Annotated in this window: 14 protein-coding genes; 7 read left to right on the top strand and 7 right to left on the bottom strand. The window is 70.2% G+C overall.

Annotated features, from left to right (window positions below; all coding sequences use genetic code 11):
• Positions 1-402 precede the first annotated feature (402 nt).
• Positions 403-1,614, bottom strand: coding sequence for a tyrosine--tRNA ligase (tyrS, locus tag NUG21_RS02445; protein WP_019797305.1), 1,212 nt, complete (start codon positions 1,612-1,614; stop codon positions 403-405).
• Between the two features lie 168 nt (positions 1,615-1,782).
• Between tyrS and NUG21_RS02440 the strand changes: the two genes are divergently transcribed.
• The gene (locus NUG21_RS02440) at positions 1,783-3,237 is read left to right on the top strand and encodes a M23 family metallopeptidase (protein ID WP_160946701.1); all 1,455 of its coding nucleotides are present in this window, start codon (positions 1,783-1,785) and stop codon (positions 3,235-3,237) included.
• Between the two features lie 89 nt (positions 3,238-3,326).
• Positions 3,327-4,457, top strand: coding sequence for an anhydro-N-acetylmuramic acid kinase (locus tag NUG21_RS02435; RefSeq protein ID WP_263392177.1), 1,131 nt, complete (start codon positions 3,327-3,329; stop codon positions 4,455-4,457).
• A gap of 17 nt (positions 4,458-4,474) precedes the next feature.
• On the opposite strand, the gene NUG21_RS02430 is transcribed toward NUG21_RS02435, so the two are convergent.
• The 3 genes from NUG21_RS02430 to NUG21_RS02420 form a co-directional block, all read right to left on the bottom strand.
• Entirely contained in the window at positions 4,475-4,702 is a 228-nt protein-coding gene (locus NUG21_RS02430) for a hypothetical protein (protein WP_263392176.1), read from the bottom strand.
• A gap of 65 nt (positions 4,703-4,767) precedes the next feature.
• Positions 4,768-6,087 (bottom strand): AmpG family muropeptide MFS transporter, encoded by a 1,320-nt coding sequence (locus NUG21_RS02425; protein ID WP_160946703.1) that lies wholly within the window; start codon positions 6,085-6,087, stop codon positions 4,768-4,770.
• On the bottom strand, positions 6,084-6,884 hold the full coding sequence (locus NUG21_RS02420; protein ID WP_019796943.1) for an exodeoxyribonuclease III: 801 nt from the start codon (positions 6,882-6,884) through the stop codon (positions 6,084-6,086). Before NUG21_RS02420 ends, NUG21_RS02425 begins: the two co-directional genes overlap by 4 nt.
• Before the next feature lie 134 nt (positions 6,885-7,018).
• Between NUG21_RS02420 and pyrE the strand changes: the two genes are divergently transcribed.
• Both pyrE and NUG21_RS02410 read left to right on the top strand, forming a co-directional pair.
• Positions 7,019-7,678, top strand: a complete 660-nt coding sequence (pyrE, locus tag NUG21_RS02415) for an orotate phosphoribosyltransferase (protein WP_160962628.1) — start codon at positions 7,019-7,021, stop codon at positions 7,676-7,678.
• An 18-nt stretch (positions 7,679-7,696) separates the two neighbouring features.
• Positions 7,697-8,368, top strand: coding sequence for a hypothetical protein (locus tag NUG21_RS02410; RefSeq protein WP_263392175.1), 672 nt, complete (start codon positions 7,697-7,699; stop codon positions 8,366-8,368).
• A gap of 46 nt (positions 8,369-8,414) precedes the next feature.
• On the opposite strand, the gene NUG21_RS02405 is transcribed toward NUG21_RS02410, so the two are convergent.
• Genes NUG21_RS02405 through coaBC form a run of 3 tightly spaced genes read right to left on the bottom strand, consistent with a single transcriptional unit; the run spans position 8,415 to position 12,535 of the window.
• Positions 8,415-10,751 (bottom strand): phosphomannomutase/phosphoglucomutase, encoded by a 2,337-nt coding sequence (locus NUG21_RS02405; protein ID WP_263392174.1) that lies wholly within the window; start codon positions 10,749-10,751, stop codon positions 8,415-8,417.
• Positions 10,752-10,766: 15 nt separating this feature from the next.
• On the bottom strand, positions 10,767-11,237 hold the full coding sequence (gene dut / locus NUG21_RS02400; protein WP_017907877.1) for a dUTP diphosphatase: 471 nt from the start codon (positions 11,235-11,237) through the stop codon (positions 10,767-10,769).
• On the bottom strand, positions 11,234-12,535 hold the full coding sequence (gene coaBC / locus NUG21_RS02395; RefSeq protein ID WP_263392173.1) for a bifunctional phosphopantothenoylcysteine decarboxylase/phosphopantothenate--cysteine ligase CoaBC: 1,302 nt from the start codon (positions 12,533-12,535) through the stop codon (positions 11,234-11,236). The genes dut and coaBC overlap by 4 nt, the downstream gene beginning before the upstream one ends.
• Before the next feature lie 96 nt (positions 12,536-12,631).
• Here coaBC and radC point away from each other — a divergent pair, with 96 nt between their 5' ends.
• The 3 genes from radC to NUG21_RS02380 all read left to right on the top strand — a co-directional run bounded on the left by radC (position 12,632) and on the right by NUG21_RS02380 (position 16,060).
• The gene (gene radC, locus NUG21_RS02390) at positions 12,632-13,306 is read left to right on the top strand and encodes a RadC family protein (protein WP_263392172.1); all 675 of its coding nucleotides are present in this window, start codon (positions 12,632-12,634) and stop codon (positions 13,304-13,306) included.
• A 201-nt stretch (positions 13,307-13,507) separates the two neighbouring features.
• The gene (gene argS, locus NUG21_RS02385; protein WP_160946708.1) at positions 13,508-15,196 is read left to right on the top strand and encodes an arginine--tRNA ligase; all 1,689 of its coding nucleotides are present in this window, start codon (positions 13,508-13,510) and stop codon (positions 15,194-15,196) included.
• 15 nt (positions 15,197-15,211) lie between these two features.
• Positions 15,212-16,060 carry an SPOR domain-containing protein gene (locus NUG21_RS02380; protein WP_263392171.1) on the top strand — a complete coding sequence of 283 codons (849 nt, stop codon included), beginning with the start codon at positions 15,212-15,214 and terminating at the stop codon, positions 16,058-16,060.
• Positions 16,061-16,272: the final 212 nt, after the last annotated feature.

The raw sequence follows: 16,272 nt of genomic DNA, 5'->3' as shown, positions 1-16,272 counted from the left end.
TAGCGGCTTTTTTCTTGCCGTCAACACCTTTTTGATCAGGTGGTTGACGCCGCTTCTTCGTCCAAACCCGAAGGCTTTTCCTCGAAGCGAGCCGGCCATATTAGCCGACTTTTTCACTTAGTCAACACCTTTTTGAAGAGGTTCCGACGCCCCTGCCGCGTTGCCGTGAAGGCGTTGCGTCAGGGGAGGGAAAGTATGGCCCCAAATCGCCCGCTTGGGAAGAGGGCGTGAAAACTTTTTTCACTCTCCCGTCGCGGGGGCCCTGCCAGCCCCGCCGGCCCTGCCTTTACGCCGCTCGGCACTGCTTGGCACCGCTCGCGTGGCGCGCCTCTCTATATAGAGTTGCAGCCCACTGCCGGCCGCACCCACACCCGGTCCCTCGCCGGGCCTGGGCAACCGATCTCACGCTTCGACGAGTTGCACCCGGGCAAAGGTGCGCTTGCCGACCTGCAGGACACCCTCGAAACCAGGGGCGAAGCTCTGTTGCGGATCCTCGACCACCTCGCCAGCCACGCGCACCGCCCGCTCCTTCAGCTTGCGGGTGGCCTCGGAATTGCTGGCGGTCAGGCCCGCGGCGGTCAGCAGCGCGGCGATCCGCAGCCCCTCCGCCGGCACGGCGACCTGCTGCAGCGGCAAGGCGCTGGTGTCGCCCTGCCCGGTCACCACCGCATGCCAGCCGACGATGGCCTGCTCGGCGGCAGCCGCATCGTGGAAGCGGGTGGTGAGTTCGCGCGCCAGGCGCAGCTTCACTTCGCGCGGGTGCAGCCCGCCGGCTTGCACCTGCTGCCGCAGCGCCTGCGCCTCGCTCATGCCGATCTCGAAGGACAGCAGTTCGATCCAACGCCACATCAGCTCGTCGCCGATCTTCATGGTTTTGGTGACGATGTCGATCGCCGGCTCGCTGATGCCGATGTAGTTGCCCAGCGACTTGGACATCTTGTTGACCCCGTCCAGGCCTTCGAGCAGCGGCATCGTCAGCACGATCTGCGCCGGCTGCCCGTAGTGCTCCTGCAGGCCGCGGCCCATCAGCAGGTTGAACTTCTGGTCGGTGCCGCCCAGTTCGACGTCGGCCTTCAGCGCCACCGAGTCGTAGCCCTGCACCAACGGGTACAGGAACTCATGGATGGCGATGGACTGCTGCGCGGCATAGCGCTTGGCGAAATCGTCGCGCTCAAGCATGCGCGCGACGGTGTGCTGGCCGGCCAGGCGGATCATGTCGGCCGCGCTCATCTGCCCGAACCACTCGGAGTTGAAGCGCACCTCGGTGCGCTCCCGGTCGAGCACCTTGAACACCTGCTCCTCGTAGGTGCGCGCATTGGCCAGCACGTCCTCGCGGGTCAGCGGCTTGCGGGTGACGTTCTTGCCGGTCGGGTCGCCGATCATCCCGGTGAAGTCGCCGATCAGGAAGATCACCTGGTGCCCCAGGTCCTGGAACTGGCGCATCTTGTTCAACAGCACGGTGTGGCCGATGTGCAGATCCGGCGCCGTGGGATCGAAGCCGGCCTTGACCCGCAGCGGGCGGCCGCTGCGCAGGCGGGCCTCCAGTTCTTCACGCTTGAGGATTTCATCGGCACCGCGGCCGATCAGGGCAAGGGACTCTTCGATCGTGGACAAAGCAGGAACTCCGGCGTGTGGCGTCAAGCAACGTGAATGGCGTTAAGAGCGAGTTAACCATGCAGCCAGGTGAAAATCCGAGCCGGCTCAATGGTTTGACGCGCTGTGGAACCATGTTTATGGTAGCCGAGTTTTGAGCTCGCGCTTCGGGCTCGTGAGGAAGCCTTGATGCCCAACAGTGATCAGGAACGCGCGCGCCGGCAGCGCTTCCAGCAACGCCTTCATGTTCTCCACGACACTGCGCTGCATCGCAAGTTGAAGGAACACCTTCCCGCCGGACGCTGGACGCGCCGCCACTGGATCCACGCCAGCCTGTTCGCCACCATCGGCGCGATGGTCGCCACCATCGTCCCCGGCTTCTCCAACGCCATCGACGTGCCGCTGCAGACCACGCAGGCGACGCTGGCGCTGCCGTTGCCGCCGATCTCGCTGGCGCAGCAACAGCAGGCCGCGATCACCGACAACTGGCAGGTAGTTCGGATCGAGTCCGGACAGACCCTGGGCTCGGTGTTCGAGAAGCTCGGCATCCCCGCCACGGTGATGCAGCGGGTGCTGGACCATCCGGGCACCCACGACGCGCTGACCAAGCTGCGCCCGGGCGCCGAGATCGGCTTCGACCTGGCGACGACGGGCGACCTGCGCGCCCTGCGCTTCGACCGCGATGCCACCCACCGGGTGGAACTGTCGCTGCTCGACGACGACATCAAGGAGAAGGTGATCGAGCGCGAGACCAGCACGCGCACCGTGGTCACCAGCGGCGAGATCACCAGCTCGCTGTACGTGGCCGCGCGCAAGGCCGGGCTGTCACCGTCGGCGATCGCGACGATGACCGACGAGATCTTCAAGTACGACATCGACTTCGACAAGGACCTGCAGCCGGGCGACCGCTTCAGCGTGGTCATGGACGAGACCTGGCGCGAAGGCGAGCGCATCGACACCAGCAAGATCCTGGCGGCCACCTTCACCACCCGCGGCAAGACCTACAGCGGCTTCCGCTTCGAGCGCGGCGGCAAGCCGGCCGAGTATTTCGACGTAACCGGGCGGCCGCTGAAGAAGAGCTTCATCCGCATGCCGGTGTCCTACAGCCGCATCAGCTCCACCTTCGGCGCGCGCAAGCACCCGGTGCTGGGCACCATGCGCATGCACAAGGGCATCGACTACGCCGCGCCGACCGGCACCCCGATCATGGCCGCCGGCGATGCGCGGGTGCAGTTCGTCGGCACCCAGCGCGGCTACGGCAACGTGGTGATCCTGGACCACGGCAAGGGCTACAGCACGCTGTACGGGCACATGTCGCGCTTCGGCGGGATTAAGGCCGGCCAGCGCATCAACCAGGGCACGGTGATCGGCTATGTCGGCATGACCGGCATGGCCACCGGTCCGCACCTGCACTACGAATTCCGCGTGGACGGGGTGCAGCGCAATCCGGCCTCGGTGACGATGCCGCCGCCGACCCCGCTGGCCGGCGCCGAGCTGGCCGCGTTCCGCGCCCAGACCTCGCCGGCGCTGGCGCGCATCCAGCGCGTGGAGAAGCTGATCTACGCCGATGCCGACGAGCCGGCGGCGAAGAAGAAGAAGGTCGTCGCCTCGTCCAAGGCCGCCGCCTCGCACGACGCCGGCTGAGCACCGGCGTCCGGTTCCGCCGCGCCGCGCATTGACGGGCGGCGGCACCTGGCCCACGCTGCGGCGCCGACCGCCGCCTGGTGCCTTGCATGTCCTCGCTCTCCGCCGTTCCCGACGACGCCCTGTTCCTGGGCCTGATGTCCGGCACCAGCGCCGACGGCATCGATGCCGCGCTGGTGCGCTTCGGCCACGATGGGCGTCCGCATCTGCAGCTGGGCCGCACCTATGCCTGGGCACCGCAGCAGCGCGCGGCGCTGATCGCCCTAGGCGAAGGCGGCGACATCACCTCACTGGACGCACTGGGGCGGCTCGATGCCGAGGTCGCGATCGCCTTCGCCGAGGCGGCGCTGCGCCTGCTCGAGGACGTCGGCGTCGCGCCGGCCGCGGTCCGCGCGATCGGTTCGCACGGGCAGACCGTGCGCCATCGCCCGCTGGCCGACCCCGCCTTCACCTGGCAGCTCGGCGACGGCAACCGCATCGCCGAACTGACCGGCATCGCCACGGTCTGCGATTTCCGCCGCCGCGACGTCGCCGCCGGCGGCCATGGCGCGCCACTGATGCCGGCTTTCCATGCGGCGATGCTGGGGGCGGCGCACGAGGATCGGGCCGTGCTCAACCTCGGCGGCATCGGCAACCTGACCCTGTTGCCGGCGCACGGCGCCGTGCGCGGCTTCGACACCGGCCCGGCCAACGCACTGCTCGATGCCTGGTGCCAGCGCCATCAGGGCCAGCCCTACGATGCCGGCGGCGCGTTCGCCGCCAGCGGCGCGGTCGACGCCGACCTGCTGCAGCGCCTGCTGGCCGATGCCTGGTTCGCGCTGCCGCCGCCCAAGAGCACCGGGCGCGAGCAGTTCCACCTGCGCTGGCTGGAGGCCTGCCTGGAAACACCGGCGCCGGCGCCGGCCGCGGTGCAGGCGACGCTGCTGGAACTGACCGCAGCGACGATCGCCGATGCGCTGCTGGCGCAGCAGCCGGCGACCCGGCAATTGCTGGTGTGCGGCGGCGGCGTGCACAACCCGCTGTTGCTGGCGCGGCTGCAGGCGCGCTTGCCGGGCGTGCAGGTGCTATCGACCGAGACGCAGGGCCTGGACCCGGACTTCATCGAAGCGATGGGATTTGCCTGGCTGGCGCGGCAGACCCTGGCCGGGCTGCCGGGCAACCTGCCGTCGGTCAGCGGCGCGCGCGGGCCGCGCATCCTCGGCGCGATCCATCCCGCCTGAGCACCGACGCCAGAAGGTCAGAAGCCGCTGCCGGCCGGCAGCGCGCGCAAGGCCGCGATCGCCTCCGACAGCGCATCCACTTCGCGGTGCTCGAAGCCGCTGCGCACGTCGTGCTCGCTGGAGAACAGGCCCTGCTCGATCAGCGCCAGCACCGCCTGGCGCTGGGTCCAGCCGCGCGCCACGCCGATGCGGCGGATGCGTTCGAGCAGGAACGGGTCGATATCGCGCAACACAAGGTCGCTCATGCGGACTCCCGGGCGGCGGCGCACCCGTGCGCCGCTGCCCATCATCCCTGCCTGGGGACGCCCTTTCAATCGCGGGACGACACCGCCTGTGGCGTCTGTTCGCGGATCCGCGGCCACAGCCAGGCCAGCAACAGCAGGGTCGGGATCACGGTGAAGGCGCTGAGCACGAAGAAGGTGCTGTAGGAGGTGGCTTCGACGATGTAGCCGGAGACACCACCGACGAACTTGCCCGGCAGGTTGGCCAGCGACACCAGCAGCGCGTACTGGGTGGCGGTGAAGTTGCGGTCGGTCAGCGAGGACATGAAAGCGACCAGCACGGTCCCGGCGAAGCCCTGGAACAGGTTGTCGGCGCTGAGCGCGGCGTAGAACGACCAGAGTTGGCCGGGGTTGTGCGCCATCAGCAGGAACGCCAGGTTGGACAGCGCCACGCCCAACGCGGCGACGAGCAACATGCGCCGGAAGCCGAAGGCGGCCACCGCCAGGCCGCCGGCGAACGCCCCGGCGATGCCCATCCAGACCCCGAACAGCTTGGAGACGGTGGCGATGTCGGCCTTGTCGAAACCCGAGTCCAGGTAGAACGGGCCGGACATCACCCCGATCACCTGGTCGGGGAACTTGAACAGACCCACGAACAGCAACAGCGCCAACCCCAGCGCCAGGCCGTTGCTGGAAAAGAAGCTGGAGATCGGCTGCCAGAACGCGCCGACCATGTCGATCCTGCGCACCACCGTCGCCGCCGGCACCTCCGGCTCGCGGCACAGCAGGGTGGTGACGATCGGCAGCAGCATCAGCCCGGCCATGACCAGGTAGGCCAACGTCCAGTCGCCGTACTGCGCCAGATACAGCGCGCCGGCGCCGGACAGGATCAGGCCGATGCGGTAGCCGAAAGTGTAGGTGGCGGCGAGCGCGGCCTGCGCCGACAGCGGCGCGATCTCGATGCGGTAGGCATCCACCACCGAGTCCTGGGTGGCGCCGGCGAACGAGGCGATCAGCACCCACAGCACCAGCGTGCCCACGCTCAACTCCGGGCGGGTGAACGCCAGCGCCACCAGGCCGATGGCCACGCCCAGTTGCGCGACCAGCAGCCACGAGCGGCGCCGGCCGAGGAAGCCGAGCAGCGGGAAGCGGTAGCGGTCCAGCAGCGGCGCCCACAGGAACTTGAGCAGGTAGAAGAAGCTGGCCAGGCTGATCAGGCCGATGCTGCCCAGGTCCAGGCCGACGTCGCGCAGGCGCGTGGACAGGGTCTGCGAGGCGATCAGCAGGAACGGCAGCCCGCTGCCGAAGCCCAGCAGCGCCATGGTCGCCGCCGACGGCGTGGCGAAGGCGCGCTTGATCCCGGCCCAGCCCTTGTACGACACCGGCGCCGCGGAGGTGCCGCCGCTCATTCGCGGTAGTCCACCGTGAACGGCGCATGGTCGGAGAAGCGCTGCGCGGTGTAGATGGAACAGCCTTGCAGGCGCTCGCGCAGGGTCGGGGTGACGAACTGATAGTCGATGCGCCAACCGACGTCGTTGGCGCGCGCCGCACCGCGGTTGCTCCACCAGGTGTAGTCCTGGCCTTGCGGATGCAGCGCGCGGTAGGCATCCACCCAGCCGCGGCCGCTGGCCGGGTCGGCCTCCTCGGCACGGTCGGCGCACAGGCCGTTGAGCCAGTCGCGCTCGGCCGGCAGGCAGCCGGAGTTCTTCTGGTTCGACTTCCAGTTCTTGATGTCCAGCGCCGAACGCACGATGTTCCAGTCGCCGCACAGCACGTAGTCGCGGCCGCTGTGCAGCCACTCCACCAGGATCGGCCGCAGCCAGTCCATGACCTGGAACTTGTAGCCCTGGCGCAACTCGCCGGAGGACCCGGAAGGAATGTAGAAGGACACCACGCTCAAGTTGCCGAAGCGCGCCTCGATGTAGCGGCCCTCTTCGTCGAACTCGGGCCAGCCCAGCGCGGTCCGCACCTCGTCCGGCTCGCGCTTGCTGTAGATGGCCACGCCGCTGTAGCCCTTCTTGGTGCTGGCGTCGCGGAACCAGACGCCGTAACCGTCCGGCAGGAACGCCGGCCCGGCCAACTGATGCTCCTGCGCCTTGGTCTCCTGCACGCACAGCACGTCCGCCTGCTGCGTGGCGAACCACTCGAAAAAGCCCTTGGTGGCGGCCGACCGCAGGCCGTTGGCGTTGAAGCTGATGATGCGCATGGGTGAGGAGCCGGGATTCGGGATTGGGGATGACGGGATTTGTGAAAGCATAGCCGGTCACGCCCATGCAGCGTCCGCGCTTGGGGTACGCTTTCACGAATCCCTAATCCCCAATCCCGAATCCCGGCCTTCCAATGACCGACTACCGGCAACGTTTCCTGCAACTGGCCCTGGACGTGGAGGCGCTGCGCTTCGGCGAGTTCACGCTGAAGTCCGGGCGCCTGAGTCCGTATTTCTTCAACGCCGGGCGCTTCGACTCCGGTGCCAGCATGGCGCGGCTGGCGGCGTGCTACGCCGATGCCGCCGACGCCGCCGGGCTCGACTTCGACCTATTGTTCGGCCCGGCCTACAAGGGCATTCCGCTGGCCACGGCGGTGGCCTGCGAGTACGCGCGGCGCGGGCGCGACCTGCCGCTGGCGTTCAATCGCAAGGAAGCCAAGGCGCACGGCGAAGGCGGCAGCCTGATCGGCGCGCCGCTGGCCGGCCGCCGGGTGCTGATCGTCGACGACGTGATCACCGCCGGCACCGCGATCCGCGAGGCGCTGGGCATCATCCGCGCCGCCGGCGGCGAGCCGGCCGCGATCCTGGTCGCGCTGGACCGCCAGGAGATCGCGGCCGAGGACGACCGCCGCTCGGCGGCGCAGGCGGTGGCCGCCGAAGCCGGCGTTCCTGTGGTCTCGGTCGCGCATCTGGGCGACCTGCTTGCATTCATCGACGGAAACGCAGACCTTGTCGGCTTCCGCGAACCGCTGCTGGCCTACCGGGCCCGCTACGGTTGCGCTTCGTCTGGCTGACAGCAGGGGGCTGCCACGATGCCGATCCGACCACGCAATCGCGTCCTGCCGGCGGTGCTGGCGCTGCTGGCCTTGCCGGCCGCCGCGCAGCAGGCACCGGCACCGTCCAAGAAGCTGTATTGCTGGAACCAGGGCGGACAGCGCACCTGCAGCGATGCGCTGCCGCCGGAAGCGGTGAACCAGGCCCGCGACGAGTTCAACGTCACCAGCGGCATGCGCAGCGCCGAGGTCGGACGCGCATTGAACGCCGAGGAGCGCGCCGCGGCCGCGGCCGATGCCGCGCAGCGGCGCGCCGACCAGGCGGCGCTGGAGACGCGCAAGCGCACCGACCAGGCGATGCTGCTGTCGTACCAGACCGAGGACGAGTTGCGCCGGGTGTTCGCCGAGCGCATCGGCATCGTCGACAACAACATCCAGACCGCGCGCTACAACGTGGAGAGCCTGCGCCAGGGCCTGATCGGCCTGCTGTCCGGCGCCGGCGCGCGCGAGCTGACCGGGCAGAGCGTGCCGGCCAAGACCGCCGACGATGTGCAGCAGCGGCACCGCGCCCTGCTGTGGCAATTGCGCATGCAGAAGAACTTCGAGCAGCAGCGGCTGGGCCTGGATCAGGAAATCGAGGACGTGCTGCAGCGCTACCGCGCGGCCCGCGGCGTCGGCCCGGCAGCGGCCGCGACCACCGCCGGCGGCTGAGCCGCCGTACGGTCCGGCGCCCGGACCAGGCCGGGCGCGAAGCCTCTCAGAACGTCGGCGTCAGCCCCGGCAGCACCGCCTGCAGCTGGGCGCGGAACAGCGCCTTGATCCGCTCCAGCGCCGCCGCGTTGTCGGCCTCGAAGCGCAGCACCAGCACCGGCGTGGTGTTGGAGGCGCGCACCAGGCCCCAGCCGTCGGGGAAATCGGCGCGCAGGCCGTCGATGGTCAGCAGCCGCGCACCGGTGAACGGCGAGCCGTCCTGCTGCGCCCGGGCAGCCAGGTCGGCGACCAGCGCGTGCGCATCCTGCCCGTCCACCGGCAGCTTGATCTCCGGCGTGGCCACGCTGTCGGGCAACTCGGCCAGCACCTCCGACGGCGCTTCCTCGCGCTGGGCCAGGATCTCCAGCAATCGCGCCGCCGCGTACAGGCCGTCGTCGAACCCGTACCAGCGCTCCTTGAAGAAGAAGTGGCCGCTCATCTCGCCGGCCAGTTCGGCGTCGGTCTCGCGCATCTTCGCCTTGATCAGCGAGTGCCCGGTCTTCCAGACCAGCGGGCTGCCGCCGTTGCGCAGCACGTAGTCGGACAGCTTGCCGGTGCACTTGACGTCGTAGATCACCAGCGCGCCGGGGTTGCGTTGCAGCACGTCGGCGGCGAACAGCATCAGCAGGCGATCCGGATAGATCACCGTGCCGTCCTTGGTGACCACGCCGAGGCGGTCGGCGTCGCCGTCGAAGGCCACGCCCAGGTCGGCGTCGAAGCGCCGCACGGTCTGCACCAGGTCCTCCAGGTTGCGCGGCTCGCTGGGGTCGGGATGGTGGTTGGGGAAGGTGCCGTCGACGTCGCAGTACAGCGGCACCACCTCGGCGCCGATCGCCTCCAGCAGCCGCGGCGCCAGCTCGCCGCCGACGCCGTTGCCGGCATCGGCCACGACCTTGAGCGGGCGGTCCAGCTGCACGTCGTCGGCGATGCGCTGGATGTAGTCGTCGCCGACGTCGCGCTGCTGCAGCCGGCCGGGTTCGTCGGCCACCGGCAGGCGGCCGGCACTGATCCGCGCGTGCAGGTCGGCGATGGCGGCGCCGGACAGGGTCTCGCCGCCGATCACGATCTTGAAGCCGTTGTAGTCGGCCGGGTTGTGGCTGCCGGTGACCGCCACGCAGCTGCCGGCGCGCAGGTGATAGGCGGCGAAGTACACCACCGGGGTCGGCGCCAGGCCGATGTCGGTGACATGGCACCCGGCGCGGCGCAAGCCTTCGATCAGCGCCGCCGACAGCTCCGGCCCGGACAGGCGGCCATCGCGGCCGACCACCACCTCGTTGAGCCCCTGTTCCTGCATCACCGCGCCGATCGCCTGGCCGATCAGTGCCGCGACCTGCGGGCTGAGGTCGCGGCCGACCACGCCGCGGATGTCGTAGGCGCGGAAGATCTCCGGCGCCACCGTGAACGCCGGCACCGGCTTGGCCGGCGCGGCCTCCTCGGCGGCGGACGGCGGCGGCGGCGGCAGCTCCTGGCGTTGCAGGCTCTGCTGCAGGGTGTGTTCTTCGGTGGCCGCGGCGCCGGCACGGCGCGCCCGTGGCTGCGGCAGGCGCCCACGCGCGGCCAGCAACAGCAGTGCGCCGAGCACCGCACACAGGCCGGCGACCAGCAGGCAAGGCAGCGCGCCCAGCCCAAGCGGACCGGCTTCGGTATCCGGCAGCGAGGCGACCATGCGCAGGCCGCTGTCGCCGACCGGCCGCGACAGCGCGTCGGCGCGATCGTGCAGCGCAGCGTCGCCGGCGGCGATCACGTCATAGCCGCCCTGGCGCAGGGCCAGGTAGCCGGTGCCCGGCACCGATGCCTGCGCGACCGGATCGGTCAGCAGCGCCAGCGGCAGGCGCAGGTAGACCACCCCGGCGCTGCCGCCCAGCGATACCGGCGCGGCCAGACCCAGGCGCGGGCCGCCGCCGTCGCGGATCACCGCGCTGGCCAGCTTGCCGGTCAGCAGGGCCTTTTCCAGCAGCGCCAGGCGGCCGTAGCCGAAGCGCGCCGTGTCGGCGTAGCCCGGCTCCAGGTCGGCGGGCAGCACCAGCGCGTCCTCGGCCTGCGCCCAGTCCGCACGCAGCGCCTGCGCGGCGGCCGCGGCATCGCCGCGGCTCAGGGCCGCCTGCACGGTCGGCTGCTGAAGGCGCTCGGACAGGCGTTTGCCCACGCCGGCCAGCGCCTGCTGGGTCTGCATGACCGCGGCATCGCGCGCCTGCTCCAGCGTGGCGGCGGCCTGCTCGGCCCGCCATTGCTCGACCCCGCTCCAGCCGAACCAGACCACCAACAGCACCAGCAGCACCGTCAGCAGAGGCGCCACCTTGCGCAAACCCTGCGGCACCGGCCGCGCTTGTGTTGCCTCGCTCATGCAGACGATCCCCTGTCAGCGCACTCCGGTATGGCCGAATCCACCCGTTCCCCTGGCGCTGTCGGCAAAAGTATCCACCACCTGCAGGGCGACGCGCACGACCGGCATCACCACCAACTGCGCGATGCGATCGCCGGGGGCGATGGTGAAGTCCTCGCGGCCGCGGTTCCAGACGCTGATCAGCAACGGCCCCTGGTAGTCGGCGTCGATCAGGCCGGTACCGTTGCCCAGCACGATGCCGTGGCGGTGGCCCAGGCCCGAGCGCGGCAGCACCACCGCGCACAGCTGCGGATCGGCGATGTAGATGGACAGGCCGCTGGGGATCAGCGCGGTGTCGCCCGGCGCCAGGGTCAGCGGCGCCTCGGTGGCCGCGCGCAGATCGAGCCCGGCGCTGGCTTCGGTGGCGTAGTCGGGCAGCGGCCAGCTGTCGCCGAAGCGCGGATCCAGCAGCTTCACCTGCAACGGATAGGGCGTGGGAGTGCTCATGCGTGCAGCCTCTGCGCGATCAGGTCCAGCAGTTGTTCGGCCAGCTGTGTCTTGGAGACCGCCGGGAAGTCGCGTTCGCCATCCTGCCAATAGGCGGTGGCCGCGTTCTGGTCGCTCTCGAAGCCGTTGCCGGCCACCCCCACCCGGTTGGCCACGATCAGGTCCAGGTGCTTGTCGGCGAGTTTGCCACGGGCATAGCGCTCGATGTCGTGGGTCTCGGCGGCGAAGCCGACCACCAGCTTCAGCGCCTGGGTCTGCGCGGCGACCTCGGCCAGGATGTCCGGGGTGCGGGTCAACTCCAGGGTCAGGGTCTCGCCGCTCTTCTTGATCTTCTGCGCCGCCACCTGTTTTGGCGTGTAATCGGCGACCGCGGCGGTGCCGATGTAGATGTCCGCCGGCAGCGCGCCGAGCACCGCCTCGCGCATCTGCGCAGCCGAGCGCACGTCGATGCGCTGCACGCCGTCGGGCGTAGACAAATGCACCGGACCGCTGACCAGCACCACCTCGGCACCCAGCCGGGCGGCGGCCGCGGCCAGCGCATACCCCATCTTGCCGCTGCTGCGGTTGCCCAGGTAGCGCACCGGATCCAGGTCTTCGTAGGTCGGGCCGGCGCTGATCACCATGCGCAGGCCGCGCAGGACGCCAGTGCCGGTGCCGGTGCCGGTGCCGGTGCCAGACCGCGACGGAACGGCGGCGTTGGCGGCGGCGGCGGGCGGGGCAACCGACGCGGCGCCCTGGTCCGTGCGCCCAGCGAGCGCGGCGACGATCTGCTCGGGTTCGGCCAGGCGGCCGGGGCCGGACTCGCCTTCGGCCAGCGGGCCGTCGTTCGGGCCGACCACCTGCGCGCCGCGCTGGCGCAAGGTGGCGATGTTGGCCTGGGTGGCCGGATGCAGCCACATGCGGTGGTTCATCGCCGGGCATACGGTCAGCGGCGCGGTGCTGGCCAGGCACAGCGTGCCCACCAGGTCGTCGGCCAGCCCGTGCGCCAGGCGCGCCAGCAGGTCGGCGGTGGCCGGCGCCACCACGATCTGTTCGGCCCAGCGGGCCAGTTCCAGGTGGCCCATCGCCTGCTCGGCCCCGCTGTCCCACAGCGTGGTGCGGGTGAGATGACCCGACAGCGCCTGGAAGCTCAGCGGGGTGACGAACTGCTGCGCGCCGGCGGTCATCGCCACCTGCACCTCGGCGCCGGCGTCGCGCAGGCGCCGTACCAGTTCCAGCGCCTTGTAGGCGGCGATTCCCCCGCCGACGCACAACAGCACACGTCGCCCCTGCAGGGGCCTCTCGAAAATCGGGGTCACGTCGGGAATGTCCTACCCATACAAGGACGATTAGCTTACCCGATGGTTTTTGGCGGCCTGATACCGTTGCGCCATGTCGGCCGGCACCCTGGCGATATGCACATCTCCGACTGGCCCTGCGAAGAACGTCCCCGGGAAAAGCTGCTGGCACGCGGCCCCCGGGCCCTTTCCGACGCCGAACTGCTGGCGATCTTTCTCGGCTCCGGCCTGCCCGGCAGCGACGCGGTGCGCACCTCGCGCGACCTGCTGCAGCGGCACGGGCCGTTGCGCATGCTGCTGGACCGAACGCCCGGCGACCTGGTGCGCCTGCCCGGGCTGGGGCCGGCGCGCGCGTGCCAGCTGTCGGCGGCGCTGGAGCTGGGCCAGCGCCACCTGGCCGCGGAACTGCAGCGCGGCGACACCCTCAGCAACCCGGTCAGCGCCGGCCGCTACTTCGCGCAACGCCTGCGGTCGCGGCCCTACGAGGTGTTCGCCGCGCTGTTCCTGGACACCCGGCACCGCTGGCTGGCCTTCGAGGAGCTGTTCCAGGGCACCCTGGACGGCGCCGAGGTGCACCCGCGCGAGGTGGTGCGGCGTGCGCTCACGCTCAACGCCGCCGCGGTGATCATCGGCCACAACCACCCGTCCGGGAACCCGGAACCCTCCCCCGCCGACCGCGCGGTCACCCACCGGCTGAAACAGGCGCTGGACCTGATCGACGTGCGCCTGCTCGACCACTTCATCGTCGGCGACGGCGTGCCGGTCTCGATGGCCTCGCGCGGCTGGGCCTGAGCCGCGGCGCGGGGCAGGCCTTGCCGGCCTGGCACGCGCGCCCGGCGGGGCCAGTAGCGGCCACGGCAACGCCGCCGCGCAGCGGTCTGGCCGGCGTGGGCCTGCGGCCGCTTCACGGCTGAGGTCGGGCTGAACCCGGGACGGGCCGGGAGGCGGCGGGTCGGGTAAAATCGCCGGTTCCGCGCTTCAAGCAGAGATCTCGTGAAATCCCAACTCCGCGCCCTGATCGGTCAAGGCATCGAAGCCTTGCGCGCCAATGGCACCCTGCCGGCCGACACCCTGCCGCCGGACTTCGTGGTCGAGCGGCCCAAGACCCGCGAGCACGGCGACTTCGCCACCAATGCCGCGATGCTGCTGGCCAAGGCCGCGCGCACCAATCCGCGTGCCCTCGCCCAGCAACTGGTGGACGCGCTGCCGGCCAACGACGATGTCAGCAAGGTCGAGATCGCCGGCCCGGGCTTCATCAATTTCCACCTCGGCCCCGGCGCCTACCAGCGCGAGGTGCTGACGGTGCTCAAGCAGGGCGAGGACTACGGCCACAGCCTGGTCGGCAACGGCCGCACCGTGGGCGTGGAATACGTCTCGGCCAATCCGACCGGCCCGCTGCACGTCGGCCACGGCCGCGCCGCGGCCATCGGCGACTGCCTGGCGCGCCTGCTCGAGGCCAACGGCTGGAACGCCAAGCGCGAGTTCTACTACAACGACGGCGGCAACCAGATCGAGAACCTGGCGCGCTCGGTGCAGGCGCGCGCCCAGGGCAAGACCCCGGACAGCCCGGACTGGCCGGAGGAAGGCTATCGCGGCGACTACATCCAGGACGTGGCCGACGCCTACCTGGCCGGCGCCGCGGTGGACCTGGAAGGCCACGTGGTCACCGGCGCCAGGGATCCGCAGGATCTGGACGCGATCCGCCGCTTCGCCGTGGCCTATCTGCGCAACGAGCAGAACCACGACCTGGCCGCGTTCGGCGTGGATTTCGACATCTACTTCCTGGAAAGCTCGCTGTACCGCGACGGCAAGGTCGAAGAGGCGGTGCAGAAGCTGATCGCCTCCGGCCACACCTACGAGGACGGCGGCGCGCTGTGGCTGAAATCCACCGATTTCGGCGACGACAAGGACCGGGTGATGCGCAAGTCCGACGGCACCTACACCTACTTCGTGCCGGACGTTGCCTACCACCTGAGCAAGTGGCAGCGCGGCTATGTGCGCGCCATCACCGAGCTGGGCGCCGACCACCACGGCTCGCTGGCGCGGGTGCGCGCCGGCCTGCAGGCGATGGACCTGGGCATCCCCAAGGGATGGCCGGAATACGTGCTGCACCAGATGGTCACGGTGATGCGCGGCGGCGAGGAAGTGAAACTGTCCAAGCGCGCCGGCAGCTACCTGACCCTGCGCGACCTGATCGAGGAAGCCGGCCGCGACGCCACCCGCTGGTTCCTGATCGCGCGCAAGCCCGATTCCCAGCTCACCTTCGACATCGACCTGGCGCGCCAGCAGAGCAACGACAACCCGGTGTTCTACGTGCAGTACGCGCACGCCCGCGTGTGCAGCCTGCTGCGCCAGGCGCAGGAGAAGAAGCTGGACTACGACCAGGCCGACGGCCAGGCGCAACTGAACCGGCTGAACGACGCGACCTCGCTGGAACTGATGCAGGAACTCTCGCGCTACCCGGAAGTGGTGGAGAATGCGGGGCATGCGCTGGAGCCGCATCTGATCGCGCAGTACCTGCGCGAACTGGCCACGGCCTTCCACACCTGGTACCACGGCACCCCGGTGCTGGTGGACGACGCCGGCGAACGCAACGCCAAGCTGACCCTGGCGGTGGCGGCGCAGCAGGTCCTGGCGAACGGTCTGAACCTCCTGGGCGTCTCGGCCCCGGAAAAAATGTGAGTGGAGAAGCGGTAAATGGCAGCACGACGCGGTAAGACCCAGGCCCGACGCAACACCGGCAACGGCACGCCCGGGTGGGTGTGGCTGATCGCCGGCGCGGCGATCGCCGCGGTGGTGTTCCTCGGCGCGCCGGGCCTGTTCAAGAAGGATGGCGACTTCCTGCGCGTGGGCGGCCCGCGCGCCAATCCGGATGCGCAACCGGCACCGGTGGCCGATGCCGACGTCGATGCGGCCCCGGACCTGCCCAAGCCCGCCGCCCACGCAGCCGGCAGCACCAAGCCGGAGGCGAAGAAGGACGCGCAGACCCAGTACGACTTCTACACCCTGCTGCCCGGCAAGGAAGTGCAGATGTCCGACGCCGAACTGGCCGCCAGCGCACGCGCCGAGGCGGCTCGCCAGGCCAAGGCGCAGGCCGCCGCGGGTGCGACTGCCGCCGCGACCGGCACCACGCCGGCAACGGCCACGGCCGCGCCGACGGCAACCGCAGCCAATCCGACGCCGCTGCCGGAAACGCCGAGCGTGGCAACCAGCACCGCGGCCACCCCGGCGGCGTCAAGGCCGACGGCGACCACGGCCACGCCGGCCGCGACCACCGCACCGGCCGCGGCAGCGGCGACCGCCGCGCCCGACAACGCGCGCTACATCCTGCAGGCCGGCTCGTTCGGCGCCTCCGGCGACGCCGAGTCGACCAAGGCCAAGCTGGCGATGCTGGGCCTGTCGGCGCGCGTGGAATCGGCGCAGATCAGCGGCAAGACCGTCTACCGCGTGCGCATGGGGCCCTACGGCACCGCCAGCGAACTGGCCGAGGCCAAGCAGAAGTTGAACGGCAGCGGGCTATCGGCGATCGCGATCAAGGCGCAGTGAGGCTGGGATTCGGGAATCGGGATTGGGGATTCGGAGAAGCGGTCTTCGTACCGTTTTCGCCTTCGCGTGCATGCATGCGTTGTCGCCACTGACGTTGCGGCGCACCGACGCTGCTATGGCGATGCAGTTCATCGACGGCCGCCTGCCGGCGGCTGCGATCAGTGCGCAATAGAGCCGGGAATCGCGAGTCGGGAATCGAGAATGGGAGAAGC

This window comes from Xanthomonas sp. CFBP 8445, from assembly GCF_025666235.1.
Classification (GTDB): Bacteria; Pseudomonadota; Gammaproteobacteria; order Xanthomonadales; family Xanthomonadaceae; genus Xanthomonas_A; species Xanthomonas_A indica.
The sequence above is the reverse complement of the archived record's forward strand: the minus strand, read 5'-3'. Positions and strand labels throughout refer to the sequence as shown.